The organism is Geodermatophilus sp. SYSU D00742 (assembly GCF_054049935.1).
In genome coordinates, this window is record NZ_JBJGYJ010000021.1 from 1 (window position 1) to 15796 (window position 15796).

A 15796-nucleotide genomic window follows, 5' to 3' on the forward strand; every position below is an offset into this window, starting at 1 on the left:
GAGGTGGGTGGGGGCGGGCGGGGGGCCGCGTCAGCCGGTGGCGAGGGAGACCTCGGTCAGGCGACCGAGCGGGACGGCGACCCCGTCGACGACGGCCTCGGGCTCGTCACCGGAGAAGCGGACCGAGGTCACCGTCCCGGTGGCCGTGGTGCCGTCCTCGGCGGTGTAGCCCACGTGGTGGCCGACGAGGGCCCCGGCGCTCAGCGAGCGCTGCAGCGTCAGCAGCGAGGCGTTCTGGGCGGCGATCTGCTCGAGCTTCTCGACCTGGGTGAACGTCGCCGTCTGCGACATGAACTCCGTGGTGCTGGTCGGGTTGTTCGGGTCCTGGTAGCGCATCTGCGCGACCAGGAGCTGCAGGAACACGTCCTTGTCCATCTGGTCGGCGCGGGTCACCGACGTGGTGGCGGGCGTGGTGCCGCCCATGCCGCTGATCGGATCGGTCATCGCTCGGTCAACTCCCTTCAGACCCGGACGTCCAGGCCGGACGCAGCGGTGGTGGCGACGGGGGCCGGCCGGCCCCCGTCGAGGTCGGCGGGGCGCTGCCACGGGCCGCCGCGGCCGTCGGGACGGCCCTGCTGCCCGGACCGGTCGCCGCCGGTGTGCTGCTGGGCGGTGGCCCAGCCGTTGCCCGGGCCCCGGTCGACGGAGGCGTTGGTGCAGTTCAGCCCGGCGCTCTGCAGGTCCCGGCGGAGCTCCGGGAGGGCGTCGAGCAGCGCGGCGCGCCCGGCCTCGGTCGCGCCGCGCAGGGTCAGGTCGACCGCGCCCTGCTGGAGGGTGACCTGTACCTCGACCCGGCCGAGGGTCTCCGGCGTCAGGACGACGGTCATCGTGTGCACGCCGTCGGGCGCGGTGCGCAGGACGGCGACGTGCGAGGCGACCTGGGTGCCCACCGGGGGTGCGGCGTCGGCGTCGGCCGGGGCGCCGGCCGGCTGGAGCACGGCCGTCGTGGGGACGGGAGCGGAGCCGGCGGCAGGCGGGCCGGAGGCCGCGGGGGCTGCCGGAGCGGGGGAGTCCTGCGGGCTCGTGCCGGTGCCGGTGTCGCCCGCGGTGGTGCCGGCTGCGGTCCCGGCGGGCGCCGCCCCGACCGGTCCGGTGACGGGCGTCGGTGTCGCCTCGTCGGCGGCGGGTGCGCGGTCGGGCGCGGCGACGACGACGGACAGACCCGGCAGCGCCCCGGTGCCGTCCGCCGGTGCGGCGGCCGGCGGCACGACCGGGGCGGTGCCCGGCTGGGGGGCGACGACCGGTGCGGCGGCCGTCGGCGCGGTCGGGGTGCCGGCCGGCTGTGCGACCGGCGCCGTACCCGGCACGGGGCCGGCCGGCGGGGCCGCGGTCGTCGGGGCGGTCGGTGCGACTCCCGCGTCCACGACGGCGGCGCCGCCCGCCGGCACGGCCGGGACGGCACCGGTGGCCGCGACGGCCGGCGTCGCGGCGGGGGGCGGGGTGGCCGCGGCCGGGGCACCGCCGTGCAGCAGCAGCCAGAGGGCCGGGGGCATGCCGGTCACCGCGGGCACCGTGCCGTCGGCCGGCGGCGTGTCCGTCGCGGCCGGCGTCGTCTCGTCGTCGGCCGTGGCCCCGGTCGGGGCCGCGTCGTCCCGGCCGCCGCGACCGGGGTTGCCGGCGACCGCGTCGTCCAGGGCGGAGGCGAACTCCTGACCGGCGGCCGGTTCGCTGGTCGTGGCTCCGGGAGTCGGCGCGGCCGTGGGCGCGGCCGGCAGCACAGGGGTCGTCATCGGTAGGTCGCCGCCTTGCTCATCACGGACCGGACGTAGTCCTGGGTCTCGGGGTAGGGCGGGATGCCGCCGTGGCGGCTCACCGTCCCGGGGCCGGCGTTGTAGGCGGCCAGCCCGAGCTCGGTCGAGCCGAACCGGTCGGTCAGCTGGCGCAGGTAGCGGGCGGCGCCGTCGACGGCCGACGCCGGGTCGAGGGCGTCGACGCCGAGCCCGGCGGCGGTGGCGGGCATGAACTGCATGAGGCCCCGCGCGCCGGCCGGGGAGACGGCCGAGGCGTCGAAGCCGGACTCGGTCGAGGCGACCGCCGCGAGCAGCGCCGGGTCGACGCCGTGCCGGCTGCCGGCCCGGGTGAACAGGTCGGCGTACGGGACGCCGGACAGGGCGGCACCGGACGCTGCCGACGCGGCGGTGGCCTGCTCGGGCAGCACCCGGCGGATGACGGTGGGCGCGCCGACCGACTGCACCTTGACCGTCTCGCCCTCCTGCGGGGCGGCGATCATCTTGCCGTCGCCGATGTAGATCCCGACGTGGTCGATGCCGGGGCGGGACGGGGTGTGGTCGAAGAAGACCAGGTCGCCGGGGCGGGCGTCGGCCAGCGAGGCCACCGCGGTGCCGGCGGTGGCCTGCTGGGAGGAGGTGCGGGGCAGCTCGATGCCGAGGTTGCCGAAGACGAGCTTGGTGAACCCGGAGCAGTCCAGGCCCCTCGCCGGGTCGGTGCCGCCCCACAGGTACGGGACGCCGAGGTACCTCTGCGCCTCGGTGACGACGGCCTGCCCGGAGGCGGCGCCCGCGGTGCCCGCAGCGGTGGTCGTGGCCGACCCGGTGCCGGTGAGCCCGGCGGCCGAGACCGCGGAGGCCCAGGCGCGGCTGGTCGAGGTCTGCACGGGGGTGGCGAAGCGGGCCTGGATCTCGCCGATCCGGGTCTGCACGGCGATCAGTCCGTCCACGGCACCTCCCCGGAGGAGGTCCGACGGGCCGATCGGCCGGTCACGAGGTCGTCCACGGTCCTCTCCTCGGCAGCCTGCTCGGCGAGTCGGACCGTCTGGAGGTGACGTTCCCGCAACCGCTCCAGTCCCTTGGTCCGCTGCGCCGCCGCCGTCCAGGCCGCGCGGACCAGCCCGGCCTGCTCGGCGGAGGCGGTGGCCAGCGACCGGGCGGCCGCGGCGTCCTCGGCCGCCACCCGGGCGAGCACCATCGCCGCGCGGAAGGCGCCGGAACCGACCGCGCCGGTCGGCAGGACGGCCGCGACGGCGTCCTCCGCCTCGGTGGCCCGGCGGTCGGCGTCGGCGGCGGCGCGGGCTGCCTCGGCGGCGGCCAGCGCGGCCGCGCGCTCCTGGGCCCGTCGCGCCTCGAGCACCGGCTGCAGGCGGAACGCGCCCCGCTTCACCGGGCCGGCGGGGGGAGTGTCACGACGACCTCACGATCCGGTTGAGCCACGCCCACGACTCCTGAGCCGGGGTCAGCTCGCCGGTGGACTGCTGCAGGAACGCCTCGATCGCGGGGGCCACCTGGCGGGCGCGGTCGACCAGCGGGTCGCTGCCGGCCTGGTAGGCGCCGATCTCGATGAGCTCCTTGACGTCGCGCAGCGCGCCCATCAGCCGCCGCACCTCACGGGCGTCGGTCATCTGCGGCGCCGGGACGACGGCCCCGGCGACGCGGGAGATCGACTCGAGGACGTCGATGGCCGGGAAGTGCCCCGCCGTCGCCAGCTCGCGGGTCAGGACGATGTGGCCGTCGAGGATCGAGCGGGCGGAGTCGGCGATCGGCTCGTTGTGGTCGTCGCCGTCGACGAGCACCGTGTACAGGCCGGTGATGGACCCGGTGGCGGCGGTGCCGGCCTTCTCCAGGAGCTTGGGCAGCATCGCGAACACGCTCGGCGGGTAGCCGCGTGTGGCCGGGGGCTCGCCGGCGGAGAGCCCCACCTCGCGCTGGGCCATCGCGGTGCGGGTGATCGAGTCCATGAGCAGCAGGACGTCGCGGCCCTGGTCGCGGAAGCCCTCCGCGATGCGGGTGGCGACGAACGCGGCCTTGAGCCGGACCAGCGGCGGCTCGTCGGAGGTGGCGACGACGACGACCGTGCGGGCCATGCCCTCGGGGCCGAGGTTCTCCTCGAGGAACTCCTTGACCTCGCGGCCACGCTCACCGATCAGACCGATGACCCGGATGTCGGCGTCGGTGCCCCGGGTGATCTGGGACAGCAGCGTCGACTTGCCCACGCCGGAGCCGGCGAAGATGCCGAGCCGCTGGCCCCTGCCGCAGGGGACCAGCGTGTCCAGGGCGCGGACGCCGGAGGTGAGCGGTTCCTGCACCCGGCGGCGCGCCAGCGGGTGCGGGGTCTCGCTGGACAGGTCGACGAACTCCAGGCCGGCGTCCAGCGGCGGGCCGCCGTCCACCGGCCGACCGAGGCCGTCGAGCACCCGCCCCAGCAGGGCCTCGCCGACCGGCACCTGCAGCGGCATGCCGGTGGCGCGGACCCGGGCGCCGGAGTGGACGCCGGACAGCTCGCCGAGCGGCATGCAGGTGAGCCGGTCGCGGGTCACCGCGACCACCTCGGCGAGCAGCCCACCCGAGCCGGGGTCGACCTCCACGAGGTCACCGACGGCGGCGACGATGCCCTCGACGGAGAGGGTGAGCCCCATCGCGCCGACGACCTGGCCGGTCACCTGCGGGCGGGCGGCGGCGCGTGCCCGGTCGAGCAGGCCCGGACCACTCACGGGGCGAGCACCGCCCGCACCCGCTCGAGCGCGGCGCCGAGCTGGGCGTCGACGCGGGAGGCGCCGGTCTCCGCGACCGCGCCGGCCCGCTCCACCGAGCGGTCACCGACGACCCGCACCGTGTCGGGCAGCTCGGCGAGCGCCTCCTCGGGCAGCTCGCCGAGGTCGTCGGGGTGCAGCCGCACGACGGTGGGGGCATCGGCGGGGCACAGGGTCAGTGCCCGCCGGACGGCGTCGAGGGCGGGGGTGTCGGCGATGGCCAGCTCCCGGCAGAGCAGGTCCTCGACGAGGGTGAGCACGATCGAGACGATCGAGTCGCGGACGTCCTCGGCCACCGGGACGGCGGCCTCCTCCAGCTGGGTGACCGCCGCGCCCATGGCCGCGGTCGCCGACACCATGCGCCGCTCCCACCGCGCCTGGACCTCGGCCAGGCGCGCCTCGGCGGCCCGCTCGGCCTCCGCGACCACCGCACCGGCCGCCCGGACGCCCTCGGCGTGCCCGGCGGCGTAGCCCTCGCGGCGGGCGTGCTCGCGCAGCCGGGCCAGCTCCTCGGCGTAGACGTCGCCGAGCCGGAAGGAGGGCCGGGTGGCCGGCACCGGCATGTCGGCGGCCCGGCGGATCGTCGTCCGGCGCTCGACCGCGGGTGGTCCCTCCCGCGGTGGCGGGACGGTGCTGCGGTAGGGCGCGGCCGCCGCGGCCGAGGCGCCGCGCAGCAGTGCCGTCTCGCGTGGGGCGTTCTCAGGCGACGAACTCATCGTCCCCGCCGCGCGAGATGGTCAGCACGCCCTGCTCCTCGAGGGTGCGGATGACGCCGACGACCTTGGCCTGGGCCTCCTCGACGGTCCGGGTGCGGACCGGGCCGAGCAGCTCGATCTCCTCGGCGAGGTTCTCCGCGGCACGCTCGGAGAGGTTGCGGACCACCTTGTCCCGGACGTCGGGCCGGACGCCCTTGAGTGCGGTGGCCAGGTCGTTGGCCTCGACCTCGCGCAGCACCAGCTGCAGCGACCGGTCGTCGATGGACACGATGTCCTCGAAGACGAACATCTGCGCCCGCACCTGGTCGGCCAGCTCCGGGTCGGTGCTCTCCAGCCACTCGAGGATGGACCGCTCGGTGGGCCGGGACGAGCGGTTGATGATCTCCACGAGGGTCTCGACGCCGCCCACCGTGCTCATGTCCTGGTGGGCCAGCAGCGACCCCATGCGGCGGCCCAATTCCTCCTCGACCAGGCGGACCATCTCCGGGGAGGTGCGGTCCATGGTCGCGATGCGGTGGGCGACGGCGGCCTGCTGCTCGGGGGCGAACCCGGACAGCACCTCGGCCGACTGCGCCGGCGTCAGGTGGGCCAGCACCAGCGCGATCGTCTGCGGGTGCTCGTCCTTGAGGAAGGTCACCAGCTGCCGGACGTCGGCGTTGCGCAGCGAGGAGAACGGCACCTCGGAGTAGACGACGTTGAGCCGGGACAGGATGCTCTCGGCCTTGTCGTCGCCCAGGCCCGCGGCGAGGATCTCGCGGGCGAAGTCGACACCACCGCGTCCCACGAAGCGCTGTGCGCTCATGAGGTGGTGGAACTCCTCCAGGACGCCGTCGACGTCGTCGGGCTCCACGGTGCCGAGCTTCATGAGCTCGCGGGTGACCTGCTCGACCTCCCGCGGGCGCATCCTGGCCAGCAGCGCGCCGGCATCGTCCTTGCTCAGCTGGGCGATGAAGACCGCGGCCTTGCGGATGCCGGGCAGGTCGGGCGCCTGGCGCACCGCCGGCAGGACGGAGGTCCGGGCGGCCGGGGTGAGCCCGACCATCTGCTCCACGCTGGCGAGCGTCATGACCTGCTGCCCTCGCTCAGCCAGCCGCGCAGCATCGCCGCGACCTCGTCGGGCTTCTCACTGACCATGGCGGCGATCTCCCCTCGGACCCGCTGCCGCTCGGCGGCCTCCAGCTCCGGCGCCCTGGTGTCGACCGGGATCTCACGGGTGCTCTCGATGCGGATCCGGTCCAGCTCGGCGAGGACGTCGTCGGGCAGCGCGAGCTCCTCGTAGTCCTCCTCGTCCTCCCGGTTGCGGCGCGACCGCAGCCAGACGACGAGCACCAGCAGGGCGATGCCCAGGGCGATGCCGCCGGTCCTGATCATCGACCAGAGCTGCGCCTGCTGCTCGGCCGCCTGCGCGGCCTCCAGCTCGGCCGCGGCCCGGTCGGCGGCGGTGGTGTCGAACGCCATCGACGCGACGGTGATGTCGTCGCCCCGGGCGGCGTCCAGGCCGACGGCGTTGCCGATGAGGTCCTCCACCTGGTTCTGGTTGAGGCTGCCCGCCACCGTCTGGTCCATGACGACCGAGACCGTCAGCCGGTTGATCGCGCCGGGCGCGCCCTGGACGGTCTCCACGGTCTCGCCCACGGCGTTGTTGGCCGTGGTCGACTCCTTGCTGTACGTCGACTCGCCGCCCGCGCCGGCGTCGGCGGTGTTCTCCGGGCCGAGCACACCGCCGACGGTGGCGCCGGTGCCGGTGTACTCCTCGGTGCTGGTGCTCTCCGAGACCGGCGGGGTGCCCTCCTCGTAGGTGTAGGTCTTCGAGGTGGTGTCGCGCTGGTTGAGGTCGAGGTCGGCGCGCACCGACACCTGGGCGTTGCCCGGGCCCAGCACCCGGTCGAGGATGACCTGGGCGTTGGCGGCCAGCCGGTCCTCGTACTCCTGCTCCAGCTGCGAGCGGGCGTCCCCCGCCGCCGACGTCACGCCCTGGCCCGGCGCCGAGAGCACCTGGCCGGTGGAGTCGGCGACGGTGACCTGGTCGGGGTCCATGCCCTCGATGCTGGATGAGACCAGGTTGGTCACCGCCTGCACCTGACCGCCGGAGAGCGTCGTGCCCGGCGCCAGGTCCAGCAGCACCGAGGCGGTCGGCTCCTGCTCGTCGGAGACGAAGACCTCGTCCTCGGGGAGGGCCACGTGCACCACCGCGGAGCGGACGCCCTCCAGTGCCTCGAGCGTCTTGGCCAGCTCGCCCTCGAGGGCCCGCTGGTAGGACACCTGCTGCTGGAACTCGCTGGTCGTGATGCCCTGCTCCTCGAGCAGCGCGTAGCCGGTGTCGGAGCCGGCGGGCAGACCCTTGCCGCTCATCGACAGCCGCAGGTCGTAGACCTGGTCGTTGGCGACCATGATCGTGCCGCCCCCGTCGGCGAGCTCGTAGGCGACGCCGGAGGCGTTGAGCTCGTCGACGATCGCCGACGCGTCGGTCGACGCCAGGTTGGAGAACAGCGGCGCCATCGTCGGTGCGGTCGTCCACCGGACGAAGAAGAACCCGCCCAGGAGCAGCCCGGCGGCCAGCAGGCCGATGACGACCTTCTGCCCCAGGCTGATCGTGGACAGCGTGGAGCGGATGCGCTCCAGCGGTCCGGCGAGGGCGGGAGGCATCAGACCGGCATCCTCATGATCTCGGTGAAGGCCTCAACGGCCTTGTTCTTGAACGTCACGACCATCTCCTGGGCGACCTTCGCCTCGGTGGACGCGATCATGTAGTCGTGCACGTCCTTCAGGTCGCCGGTGACGGCCTGGGTCGCGAGGTCGTTGGACACCGCCTGGGTGGTCTGCAGCTGGTCGAGCGCGCCGGCGAGGACACCGGCGAACCCCGAGCCCGAGGCGGACTGCGTGCCGGGGGCCGCCTCGGTGCCGGCGACGTCGCCGACGGCACCGACCGCCGGGATGGACACGGTGGGGAACGCGATGCCCCCGATGGGCGAGGTCATGAGCCCTTCCCGAGTTGCAGGGCCGCCTGGTAGGCGGCCGTCGCCCGCTCGATGGTCGCGAGGTTCGCCTGGTAGCCGCGCTGGGCCATGATCAGGTTGGTCATCTGCTCGGCGAGGTCGATGTCGGGGTACTTCACGTAGCCCTCGGCGTCGGCCAGCGGGTGGTCGGGCTGGTGGACCAGCCGGCCCTCGGCGCTGCCGAACTCGGCCCGCGCGGTGCGGACACCGCCCTCGCCGGAGCCGTAGTCGACGGCCTGGGCGACGATGAAGCGCTCCTGGAACGCGTCCTCCTCGGTCCCGGTGACCGTGTTCAGGTTGGCGATGTTGTCCGAGACGGCGTCCAGCCACTTGCGGTGGGCGAGCATCCCGGAGCCGGCGACGTTGAGGCTGTCGAACACCGCGTCACGCCGTCCGCAGGGCGGTGCGCAGGCTGCTGTACTTGCCGTCCAGCGCGTTGAGGGCCAGCTGGTAGCGCAGACCGGTCTCCGTGGCGATGACCGTCTCGCTGTCGAGGTTGACGTTGTTGCCGTTGGTGTTGGTCGGCTCCAGCGACCGCGCGACGCTGCTCCCGCCGATCGTCGGCGTCCGGCCACTGCTCAGCTGGCTCCGCAGGTCCGACTCGAAGTCGACGCGGCCGGCGAGGAAGCCGGGCGTGTTGATGTTGGCGATGTTGTCGGCGGTGACGCGCTGCCGCTGCGCCAGCCCGCTCAGGGCGGCGTGCAGCGTCGTCGTGGTGAGGTCGCCGATCATCGGGCGGTCGCCACGGGGGCGGGGCAGGACACGATCGACCTCCGGGTACGCGGAAAAGACACTCGCGAGCGAGTGGGTGGTCCGCCGATCCGTGGCGAGGTGGTGCTGTCCGTGCCCCTGTGCCATCGGCATCCCGAGCCCCAGGCATGACCAGATGTCGCCGACGGGAGTGACCGGTGTCGGCAGGTGGTGTGGGCGGGACGGGTGTGACTGCTGGGGGCGACCGGCCGTCCCGGGATGCGTGCGTCCGTGCGCAGGGTCGGAGCACGCGAACGCCCCCGCGGCGCCGGTGGCGCCACGGGGGCGGGGGTGCGGGGTGCGGGCTACAGGGCCCGGTCGATGAACGACGCGACCGGGCGGGCCGGGCCGTAGGACATCCGGGCGGCGACGTCGCGCTGCCGGCGTGACTGGATGATCCGCTCGACGAGCTCCTCGGCGACGGCCAGCTGGTGCTGGAGCAGCCGGGCCGCACGTTGCCGGAGGTCCTCGGGCAGCGGCCCCAGCCCGGAGGGCGGGACCCAGTCCTGGACCCGACGGCCCCACGCGGCGACCTCGTCCACCCGGTCCTCCGGCAGGTCACCGGCGGTCATCGTCGCCTCGGCGGCGAGGACCTCGCCCTCCAGCTCGTCGAGGACCGTGGCCCAGTCGCCCGCGCCGTGGTCCCCTCCGGCCGGGGGGCGGGGCGGGGTCATGCGGGGGCCGCGGCCAGCGAGGCGGCGGCCTGCCGCCACGCGTCCCGGAGGGGCTCGACGATCTGCCGGCAGGAGGCGACCCGGTTGCGGTCGCCCTTGACGGTGGCGGTGGTGAGCTCGGTGATCAGCCAGGCGTAGAGCGCGGCGAGCCGGGGGCCGCCCTCCCAGACGTCGACGCGCAGGCTCGAGCGCAACTCGAAGACGATGTCCTGGGCGTGCCGGAGCTGGCTGCCGGCCTCGTCGCGGTCGCCGGCGACGAGTGCGTTCTCGGCCCGCTCGAGGTCCAGGACCAGGCGGTCGTACAGCATGACCAGCAGCTGCTGCGGCGAGGCGGTGGCGACGGTGTCGCCCATGTAGCGGGCGCGCAGGGCGGCGGCACTCATCGGGGTTCCTCCGGGTACGGGTGGGTCAGTTCTTGTCGGACGACGACCAGCTGGGCAGCTGCGCCAGCTGGGTCGACAGCCACGTGGACTGGTTGTTCAGGGTGCCCAGCGCGCTCTCCATCGCGGTGAACTGCCGCGTCAGGTTCTGCTGGCGCAGCTCCAGGCGGATGTCCCACTCGTCGATCCGCTTCTGCAGCTGGGTCGCCTCGGAGTCCTTGCTCTTGGCGAGGAGGGTGAGCGTGCCCGTGGTGGCGTCCGTGGCCACCTTGGTCACCTCCAGCAGCCGCTGGGCCACACCTGGCACGGCAGCCGTGCCGGTGACCAACTGCTGGGCCAGCGCCGGGTCGGCCTTCAGCCTGGCGGTGAAGGTCTCGGCGTTGAACGCGACCTTGCCGTCGCGGGTCAGCTGGAGGCCGGCCGTGGCGGCGGAGTCGTCGGCACCGATGGCGGAGGAGACGGCGGTCAGGATGTCGCTGGCCAGCTGGCGCAGGGTGCTGTCCCCGCGGAGTGCCGCGGTGCTCCCGGTGCCGTTGTAGCTGTACCCGGAGACACTGGTGAGGGCGTTGTTGGCCGCGGTGACCAGCGCCTGGACGGCGCCGGCCACCGCGGCGGGGTCGGTGGCCACCGTCAGGGTGGTCGTGGTGCCCTTCTCGCTGACGGTCAGGGTCGTACCGGCGAGCAGGTCGGTGAACGTGTTCGTGTTGGAGGTCACGGGGAAGCTGTAGGTGTCCGCGCTGCCCACGGTCAGCTGGGCGTCGACGCCTTGGGCGAGGACCTTGAACGTCGGGCCGCCGCTGACGGTGAACGCCCCGTCGAGGCCCGAGGTCATCGAGGTGAGCTGCAGGCGGGCGCCCGACCCGGTGCCGACCGCAGAGGCGGTCACCCCGGCGCCGGCGGCGTTGATGGCCTTGATGGCGTCGCCGAGGGTCGCGCCTGCGGCGAGGGACACCGTCGTCGATGCCCGGTCGTTGTCGGCGTCGGCGATCGTGAGCGTGGTCGCGGCGGCAGGCGGGTTCCACGCGACGTCCCCGATGACGGAGTGGGTGGCGGCGAGCCGGTCGACGGTGAACGTGACCGACCCGGTGGAGGCACCGGCCGCGGCGCTGGCGGTGACCGTCGGGGACGAGCTGGTGGCCTTGACGGCACCCCAGGTCGTCGCCTTGGTGAGCGCCTCGGCGGCGGAGTGCAGCGCCGCGACGGAGGAGTTGACGGCACGGTAGGCGGCCGCGTCGACCTGGGTGTCGGACAGCTTGGTCCGCAGCAGCGTCTGGGGCTGCCTCTCCAGCTGCATCAGCTGGCTGACCAGCGACGCGTAGTCCATCCCGGAGGTGAGACCGATGCCGGTGCTGATGCCTGCCATGCGGTGTCCTCCGGGAGAAGTGTGGGCGGTGCGGGGTGGAGCAGCAGTGAGGGGGGAGGCCGAGGGCCTCCCCCCTCACCGGGTGGTGCTCAGGTGGTGCGGGTGGATCAGCCCAGCAGCTTCAGGATGCCCTGCGACGACTGGTTGGCCTGGGCCAGCATGGAGGTGCCGGCCTGGGTCAGGATCTGGGTCCGGGTGAAGTTGGTCATCTCCTGGGCCATGTCGGTGTCGCGGATCCGCGACTCCGACGTCGTGGTGTTCTCGATCGCCACGTTCAGGTTGCTGATCGTGTGCTCGAACCGGTTCTGGTACGAACCCAGCTGGGCTCGAGCGTTGGAGACCCGCTGGATCTGGGCGTCGATCGCGGTGACAGCGGCCTGGGCGCCGCTGGCCGAGAAGAAGTCCAGGCCGCCCGCGACGGCAGCGCCGGCGGCGGCGCCCGTGCCCGGGGCCGTCGTGCCCATGGTCCCGCCGTTGGTGGAGCGGACGACGAGCTCGTTGTCGTCGTTCACCGAGGCGCTGAACTTGGCAGCGAAGTCACTGTCCGCGTTCAGGGCCTTCGCGACGTCCTCGACGCTCGTGTAGGCCCCGGCGGTCGCGTTGAGCGCCACGGTCGCCGTCGTGGTGACGCCGCCGCTGGTCGACGAGAACGTGTAGTTGTCCTCGACCAGCGTGGGCGTGACGATCGCGAAGCTGGCGCCGGCGACGTCGAGAGCGTCGGCGACGGACTTGACGTTGGCCGCCGTCAGGTCGACCGAGATCTGGCTGGCGGTGTCACCACCGGCGCCGACCTGGAAGTTGAGCGTGGCGGTGTCGCCGTTCAGCAGCTTGGTGCCGTTGAAGTTGGTGGAGTCGGCGATCCGCCCCAGCTCCTTCTGCAGCCCGTCGACCTCGGTCGCGATGGCGTTGCGGGCAGCCGCGTTGTTCGTGTCGTTGGCGGCCTGGACGCCGAGGTCGCGCATGCGCTGCAGGATCGAGGTGGCGGTGCCCAGGGCGCCTTCGGCGACCTGCACGACGCTGATGCCGTCCTGGGTGTTGCGGACGGCCTGCTTCATGCCGCCGATCTGCGAGCGGAGGCCCTCGGAGATGGCCAGACCCGCAGCGTCGTCGGCAGCGCGGTTGATGCGGAAACCGGACGAGAGCCGCTCGAGCGACTTGCCCATCTGGTCGTTGGTCACCGACAGGTTCCGGTACGCGTTCATCGCGGCGGTGTTGGTGTTGACGCTGAGACCCACGGTGTTCCTCCTTGGAATCGGGTCCGTACTGGTTCCCGCTGCATCCGTGCTGCGGGGCTTGCCCTACTGGTTTCGGCCGGCACCAGCAGGGTCTTGAGGCGAGTCCGGCACTATTTCCGCCCGGGCTCACTCATGCGGGTCGGGCAGCGCCGCGGGCCACGGCCGCCCAGGGGATGCGGGGCGGGGGGAGCGGCGGGGCGTTGCGACCGGCGACGCGGTCGACGTAGGAGCGCTGCTGGTTGCGCGCCCGGACGCCGCCGTCCGCCGGCACCGCCCTGCCCTCCCAGACCTCGCTCATCGCCGCGTGCAGCAGGGTGAGCGCGCGGGCGCGCATCTGCGAGACGCGGGACAGGGTGACGCCGAGGTCGGCGGCGATGTCGGTGAGCGACTCACCGCCGAAGAAGTTCCGCTCCACGACCTCGTCGAGCCGGTCGGGCAGCGCCCGGATCGCCTCGTGCAGGTACCGGCTGCGCTCGCTGCGCAGCAGGGCCCGCTCCGGGGACTCGCCGGTGTCGGGGAGGTCGAGGGAGGTGCCGTCGGAGCCGCTCTCGGCGTCGATGCTCACCATCACCGCCCGGTGGACGTCGACCTGCAGCGAGTCCAGCTCGCTCGTGGCCATGCCCAGGCTGGCGGCGAGCTCCTCACGCGTCGGCGGCCGGCCCAGCGACATCGCGAGGGCGTCCGCGGCGGCGTCGGTGCGCCGGGCGGCGGCCCGCACGCTGCGGCTGGCCCAGTCCCCGGAGCGCAGCTCGTCCAGCACGGCGCCCTGCAGGCGGGCCAGCGCGTAGGTGGCGAAGGAGGCGCCCGCCGACGGGTCGAACCGCCGGGCCACCTCGACGAGCGCGACGCGGGCGCAGGACAGGAGGTCCTCCCGGCTCACGTGACCGGGCAGCGAGATGCGCGAGGCCACGGCGTTGACGGCGAACGCGGCCAGCGGCAGGTGCTCGGTCACGAGGGTGTCGACGTCCCGGGCGGGGAGTTCCCGCGCGGCGGCCGGTGGCCGCGGGGCAGGGAGCCGCTCGAACGCCGGGGCACGCGGTGGTCTCACACCCCCTTCCTCGGCAGGCCGGGGGCCGGACGGGACCTACCGATCGGAGCAGATCCCGTCGGACTTGAGGCCTCGGCTTGAGGGCCCACCCCCCGGTGCCGATGGCAGTTGGTGAGAACACGCTGGCGGCACCGAGGTCTGGCAGCCGGGGAGAGCGGAAGGACGGTGAGGGACGTGGACTACCAGCACCTGTCGACGTTGCTCTGGCGCGAGCAGGAGCTGCTGGACCTGCTGCTGTTCAAGGCAGAGGAGAAGCAGTACCTGATCGTCACCGGCAAGACCCGCTGGCTGGCGCGCATCGCGCACGAGATCGAGGTCGTCCTCGACCAGCTGCGCACGCTCGAGGTCGAGCGGGCTGCTGCCACCGAAGTCCTGGCCACCCGCCTGGGGGTGGGTGCCAATCCGTCACTGCGGAAGCTCGCCGAGGCCGCCCCTGCCCCGTGGAACGACCTGTACGGCAAGCACCACGAGGCGCTGCTGGTGCTGGTCACCGAGCTGCGCAGCCTGTCCGACGCCAACCGCGAGCTCATCGAGGGCGGCCTGGCCGCCCTCGGGGACGCGCTCCTGTCGGTCAAGGCGCCCTCGGCCGGGACCTACGGCTCGACCGGCCGTAGTGACGCGCGGGCGCACCGCGCGGTCACCCTGGACGGTGCCCTGTGAGCACCTTCAGCGGACTGAACGCCGCCACGACGGCCCTGTGGGCGGCGCAGCGTGGTCTGGACGTCTCCGGTCAGAACATCGCCAACGTCAACACCGAGGGGTACTCCCGGCAGCGGGTCGACCTGCGGGCGATGGGCGGCACCGAGGTCCCCGCCGTCCACTCGGTGAGCAGCCAGGTGGGTTCGGGAGTGAGCTCGGACCAGATCATCCGCATCCGGGACGTCTTCCTCGACGGGCGCGCGCAGGTGGAGTCGGCGCGTACCGCGAGCCTCACGGTGCGCAGCGATGCGCTCAGGCAGGTGGAGTCCGCCTTCCGGGAGCCCGGTGACACGGGGATCCAGAGCATGCTCGCCGACGTGTGGGCGGGGTTCAGCGACGTGGCGAACAAGCCCACCGAGCCGGCGGCGCGCAGCCAGGTCCTGGAGCGGCTGGACATCCTGACCGCCGGCCTGCGGACCACCCGGGCCTCGCTGGACCAGCAGTGGACCCAGACCCGCGACGACCTGCAGGCGCTGCTCAGGGACGTGAACGAGAGCGCGGAGTCCATCGGGGAGCTGAACGCGGCGATCCGGACGGCATCCCAGGCCGGCCTGCCGGTCAACGAGCTGTCCGATCGCCGTGACGCCCTCGTCCTCTCGCTGGCCGAGCAGGTCGGCGCCACCTCGATCCCGGGCCGGGACGGGATGGTCGACGTCGTCGTCGGGGGCAGCACGCTGGTGTCCGGTGCCCACGTGCTCGGGATGGAGCTGGTCGGGGCGGACACCGCGGACGGCGTCGGCAGCGGGGACGACCCGCGGGTGCAGACCGCCCCCGGCGGGACGAGCCTGAGACTCGGCGGGACCGTGGGCGGACAGCTGTCGGCGCTCACCGGCGTCATCCCCTCGTACCGCGGCCGGCTCGACCAGCTGGCCCGCGACCTGGTGCAGGACCTCAACGCCGTCCACGCCGGCGGCACCGACAGCACGGGCACCGTGCACCTGGGTGGCTACGACAGCACCGGCGCCAAGGGGGGCGTGCTCCTCGACGACGGCTCGGGGGCGGCGACCGTGGACCTCACCAAGGTCACGGCAGCGAACATCACGCTGCGCATCACGGAGGCGGGCGAGCTCGCCGCGGCCGCCAAGTCCCCCGACGACCTCAAGGCGTCACCGACCGACCCCACCGGCCCGGTGTCGGCCGACGGCGGGAACGCCGACGCGTTCTTCCGGCTCAGTCTCAAGCCGAACGGCGTCGATGCGGACTACCGCACGCTCGTCGTCGCCCTGGGGGTGGAGTCCTCGGTCGCCGGGCGCGACCTCACCGTGCAGTCGGTGATCTCCACCCAGGTGGACGCGGCGCGGGAGGCGGTCTCGGGCGTCAACCTCGACGAGGAGATGACCAGCATGCTGTCCTTCCAGCACGCCTACAACGCCGCGGCCCGCATGGTGACGGCCATCGACGAGGCCCTGGACACCCTGATCAGCCGTACCGGCCTCGTGGGGCGGTGACCTG

General features: G+C 73.8%; 18 protein-coding genes. 2 read left to right on the plus strand and 16 right to left on the minus strand.

Annotation, left to right across the window (positions count from 1 at the left end):
• Positions 1 to 30 precede the first annotated feature (30 nt).
• The 16 genes from ACI78V_RS14800 to ACI78V_RS14875 form a co-directional block, all read right to left on the minus strand.
• Entirely contained in the window at positions 31 to 444 is a 414-nt protein-coding gene (locus ACI78V_RS14800; RefSeq protein WP_456851989.1) for a flagellar hook assembly protein FlgD, read from the minus strand.
• A 17-nt stretch (positions 445 to 461) separates the two neighbouring features.
• Entirely contained in the window at positions 462 to 1730 is a 1269-nt protein-coding gene (locus ACI78V_RS14805) for a flagellar hook-length control protein FliK (protein WP_456851991.1), read from the minus strand.
• Entirely contained in the window at positions 1727 to 2677 is a 951-nt protein-coding gene (locus tag ACI78V_RS14810; protein WP_456851993.1) for an NlpC/P60 family protein, read from the minus strand. The genes ACI78V_RS14805 and ACI78V_RS14810 overlap by 4 nt, the downstream gene beginning before the upstream one ends.
• Positions 2665 to 3117: a flagellar export protein FliJ gene (locus tag ACI78V_RS14815; protein ID WP_456851995.1), complete on the minus strand. Its 453-nt coding sequence runs from the start codon at positions 3115 to 3117 to the stop codon at positions 2665 to 2667. Before ACI78V_RS14815 ends, ACI78V_RS14810 begins: the two co-directional genes overlap by 13 nt.
• Before the next feature lie 19 nt (positions 3118 to 3136).
• Positions 3137 to 4444: a FliI/YscN family ATPase gene (locus ACI78V_RS14820; protein WP_456851997.1), complete on the minus strand. Its 1308-nt coding sequence runs from the start codon at positions 4442 to 4444 to the stop codon at positions 3137 to 3139.
• Entirely contained in the window at positions 4441 to 5199 is a 759-nt protein-coding gene (locus tag ACI78V_RS14825; protein WP_456851999.1) for a FliH/SctL family protein, read from the minus strand. Before ACI78V_RS14825 ends, ACI78V_RS14820 begins: the two co-directional genes overlap by 4 nt.
• Positions 5183 to 6265, minus strand: coding sequence for a flagellar motor switch protein FliG (gene fliG / locus ACI78V_RS14830; RefSeq protein ID WP_456852001.1), 1083 nt, complete (start codon positions 6263 to 6265; stop codon positions 5183 to 5185). Before fliG ends, ACI78V_RS14825 begins: the two co-directional genes overlap by 17 nt.
• Positions 6262 to 7845 carry a flagellar basal-body MS-ring/collar protein FliF gene (gene fliF, locus ACI78V_RS14835; RefSeq protein ID WP_456852003.1) on the minus strand — a complete coding sequence of 528 codons (1584 nt, stop codon included), beginning with the start codon at positions 7843 to 7845 and terminating at the stop codon, positions 6262 to 6264. Before fliF ends, fliG begins: the two co-directional genes overlap by 4 nt.
• Positions 7845 to 8177: a flagellar hook-basal body complex protein FliE gene (gene fliE, locus ACI78V_RS14840; protein ID WP_456852006.1), complete on the minus strand. Its 333-nt coding sequence runs from the start codon at positions 8175 to 8177 to the stop codon at positions 7845 to 7847. Before fliE ends, fliF begins: the two co-directional genes overlap by 1 nt.
• Positions 8174 to 8575 carry a flagellar basal body rod protein FlgC gene (gene flgC / locus ACI78V_RS14845; protein ID WP_456852008.1) on the minus strand — a complete coding sequence of 134 codons (402 nt, stop codon included), beginning with the start codon at positions 8573 to 8575 and terminating at the stop codon, positions 8174 to 8176. The genes fliE and flgC overlap by 4 nt, the downstream gene beginning before the upstream one ends.
• Before the next feature lie 4 nt (positions 8576 to 8579).
• Complete coding sequence (gene flgB, locus ACI78V_RS14850) at positions 8580 to 8927, minus strand: flagellar basal body rod protein FlgB (protein WP_456852010.1); 348 nt, start codon at positions 8925 to 8927, stop codon at positions 8580 to 8582.
• A 323-nt stretch (positions 8928 to 9250) separates the two neighbouring features.
• Complete coding sequence (locus ACI78V_RS14855; protein WP_456852012.1) at positions 9251 to 9619, minus strand: hypothetical protein; 369 nt, start codon at positions 9617 to 9619, stop codon at positions 9251 to 9253.
• The gene (gene fliS / locus ACI78V_RS14860; protein WP_456852014.1) at positions 9616 to 10002 is read right to left on the minus strand and encodes a flagellar export chaperone FliS; all 387 of its coding nucleotides are present in this window, start codon (positions 10000 to 10002) and stop codon (positions 9616 to 9618) included. Before fliS ends, ACI78V_RS14855 begins: the two co-directional genes overlap by 4 nt.
• A gap of 25 nt (positions 10003 to 10027) precedes the next feature.
• Entirely contained in the window at positions 10028 to 11362 is a 1335-nt protein-coding gene (fliD, locus tag ACI78V_RS14865; protein ID WP_456852016.1) for a flagellar filament capping protein FliD, read from the minus strand.
• Between the two features lie 107 nt (positions 11363 to 11469).
• Complete coding sequence (locus ACI78V_RS14870; RefSeq protein WP_456852018.1) at positions 11470 to 12597, minus strand: flagellin N-terminal helical domain-containing protein; 1128 nt, start codon at positions 12595 to 12597, stop codon at positions 11470 to 11472.
• 130 nt (positions 12598 to 12727) lie between these two features.
• Positions 12728 to 13645: a sigma-70 family RNA polymerase sigma factor gene (locus ACI78V_RS14875; protein WP_456852020.1), complete on the minus strand. Its 918-nt coding sequence runs from the start codon at positions 13643 to 13645 to the stop codon at positions 12728 to 12730.
• A 174-nt stretch (positions 13646 to 13819) separates the two neighbouring features.
• Here ACI78V_RS14875 and ACI78V_RS14880 point away from each other — a divergent pair, with 174 nt between their 5' ends.
• Positions 13820 to 14305, plus strand: a complete 486-nt coding sequence (locus tag ACI78V_RS14880; protein ID WP_456852022.1) for a flagellar protein FlgN — start codon at positions 13820 to 13822, stop codon at positions 14303 to 14305.
• Positions 14302 to 15792, plus strand: coding sequence for a flagellar hook-associated protein FlgK (gene flgK / locus ACI78V_RS14885; protein WP_456852024.1), 1491 nt, complete (start codon positions 14302 to 14304; stop codon positions 15790 to 15792). Before ACI78V_RS14880 ends, flgK begins: the two co-directional genes overlap by 4 nt.
• Positions 15793 to 15796: the final 4 nt, after the last annotated feature.

Coding starts and splice junctions, on each gene's coding strand:
- fliG (WP_456852001.1), bottom strand. CDS start 6,265: ATGACGCTCGCCAGCGTGGAGCAGATGGTCGGGCTCACCCCGGCCGCC.
- flgB (WP_456852010.1), bottom strand. CDS start 8,927: ATGATCGGCGACCTCACCACGACGACGCTGCACGCCGCCCTGAGCGGG.
- ACI78V_RS14805 (WP_456851991.1), bottom strand. CDS start 1,730: ATGACGACCCCTGTGCTGCCGGCCGCGCCCACGGCCGCGCCGACTCCC.
- ACI78V_RS14855 (WP_456852012.1), bottom strand. CDS start 9,619: ATGACCCCGCCCCGCCCCCCGGCCGGAGGGGACCACGGCGCGGGCGAC.
- fliS (WP_456852014.1), bottom strand. CDS start 10,002: ATGAGTGCCGCCGCCCTGCGCGCCCGCTACATGGGCGACACCGTCGCC.
- fliF (WP_456852003.1), bottom strand. CDS start 7,845: ATGCCTCCCGCCCTCGCCGGACCGCTGGAGCGCATCCGCTCCACGCTG.
- ACI78V_RS14825 (WP_456851999.1), bottom strand. CDS start 5,199: ATGAGTTCGTCGCCTGAGAACGCCCCACGCGAGACGGCACTGCTGCGC.
- fliE (WP_456852006.1), bottom strand. CDS start 8,177: ATGACCTCGCCCATCGGGGGCATCGCGTTCCCCACCGTGTCCATCCCG.
- ACI78V_RS14800 (WP_456851989.1), bottom strand. CDS start 444: ATGACCGATCCGATCAGCGGCATGGGCGGCACCACGCCCGCCACCACG.
- fliD (WP_456852016.1), bottom strand. CDS start 11,362: ATGGCAGGCATCAGCACCGGCATCGGTCTCACCTCCGGGATGGACTAC.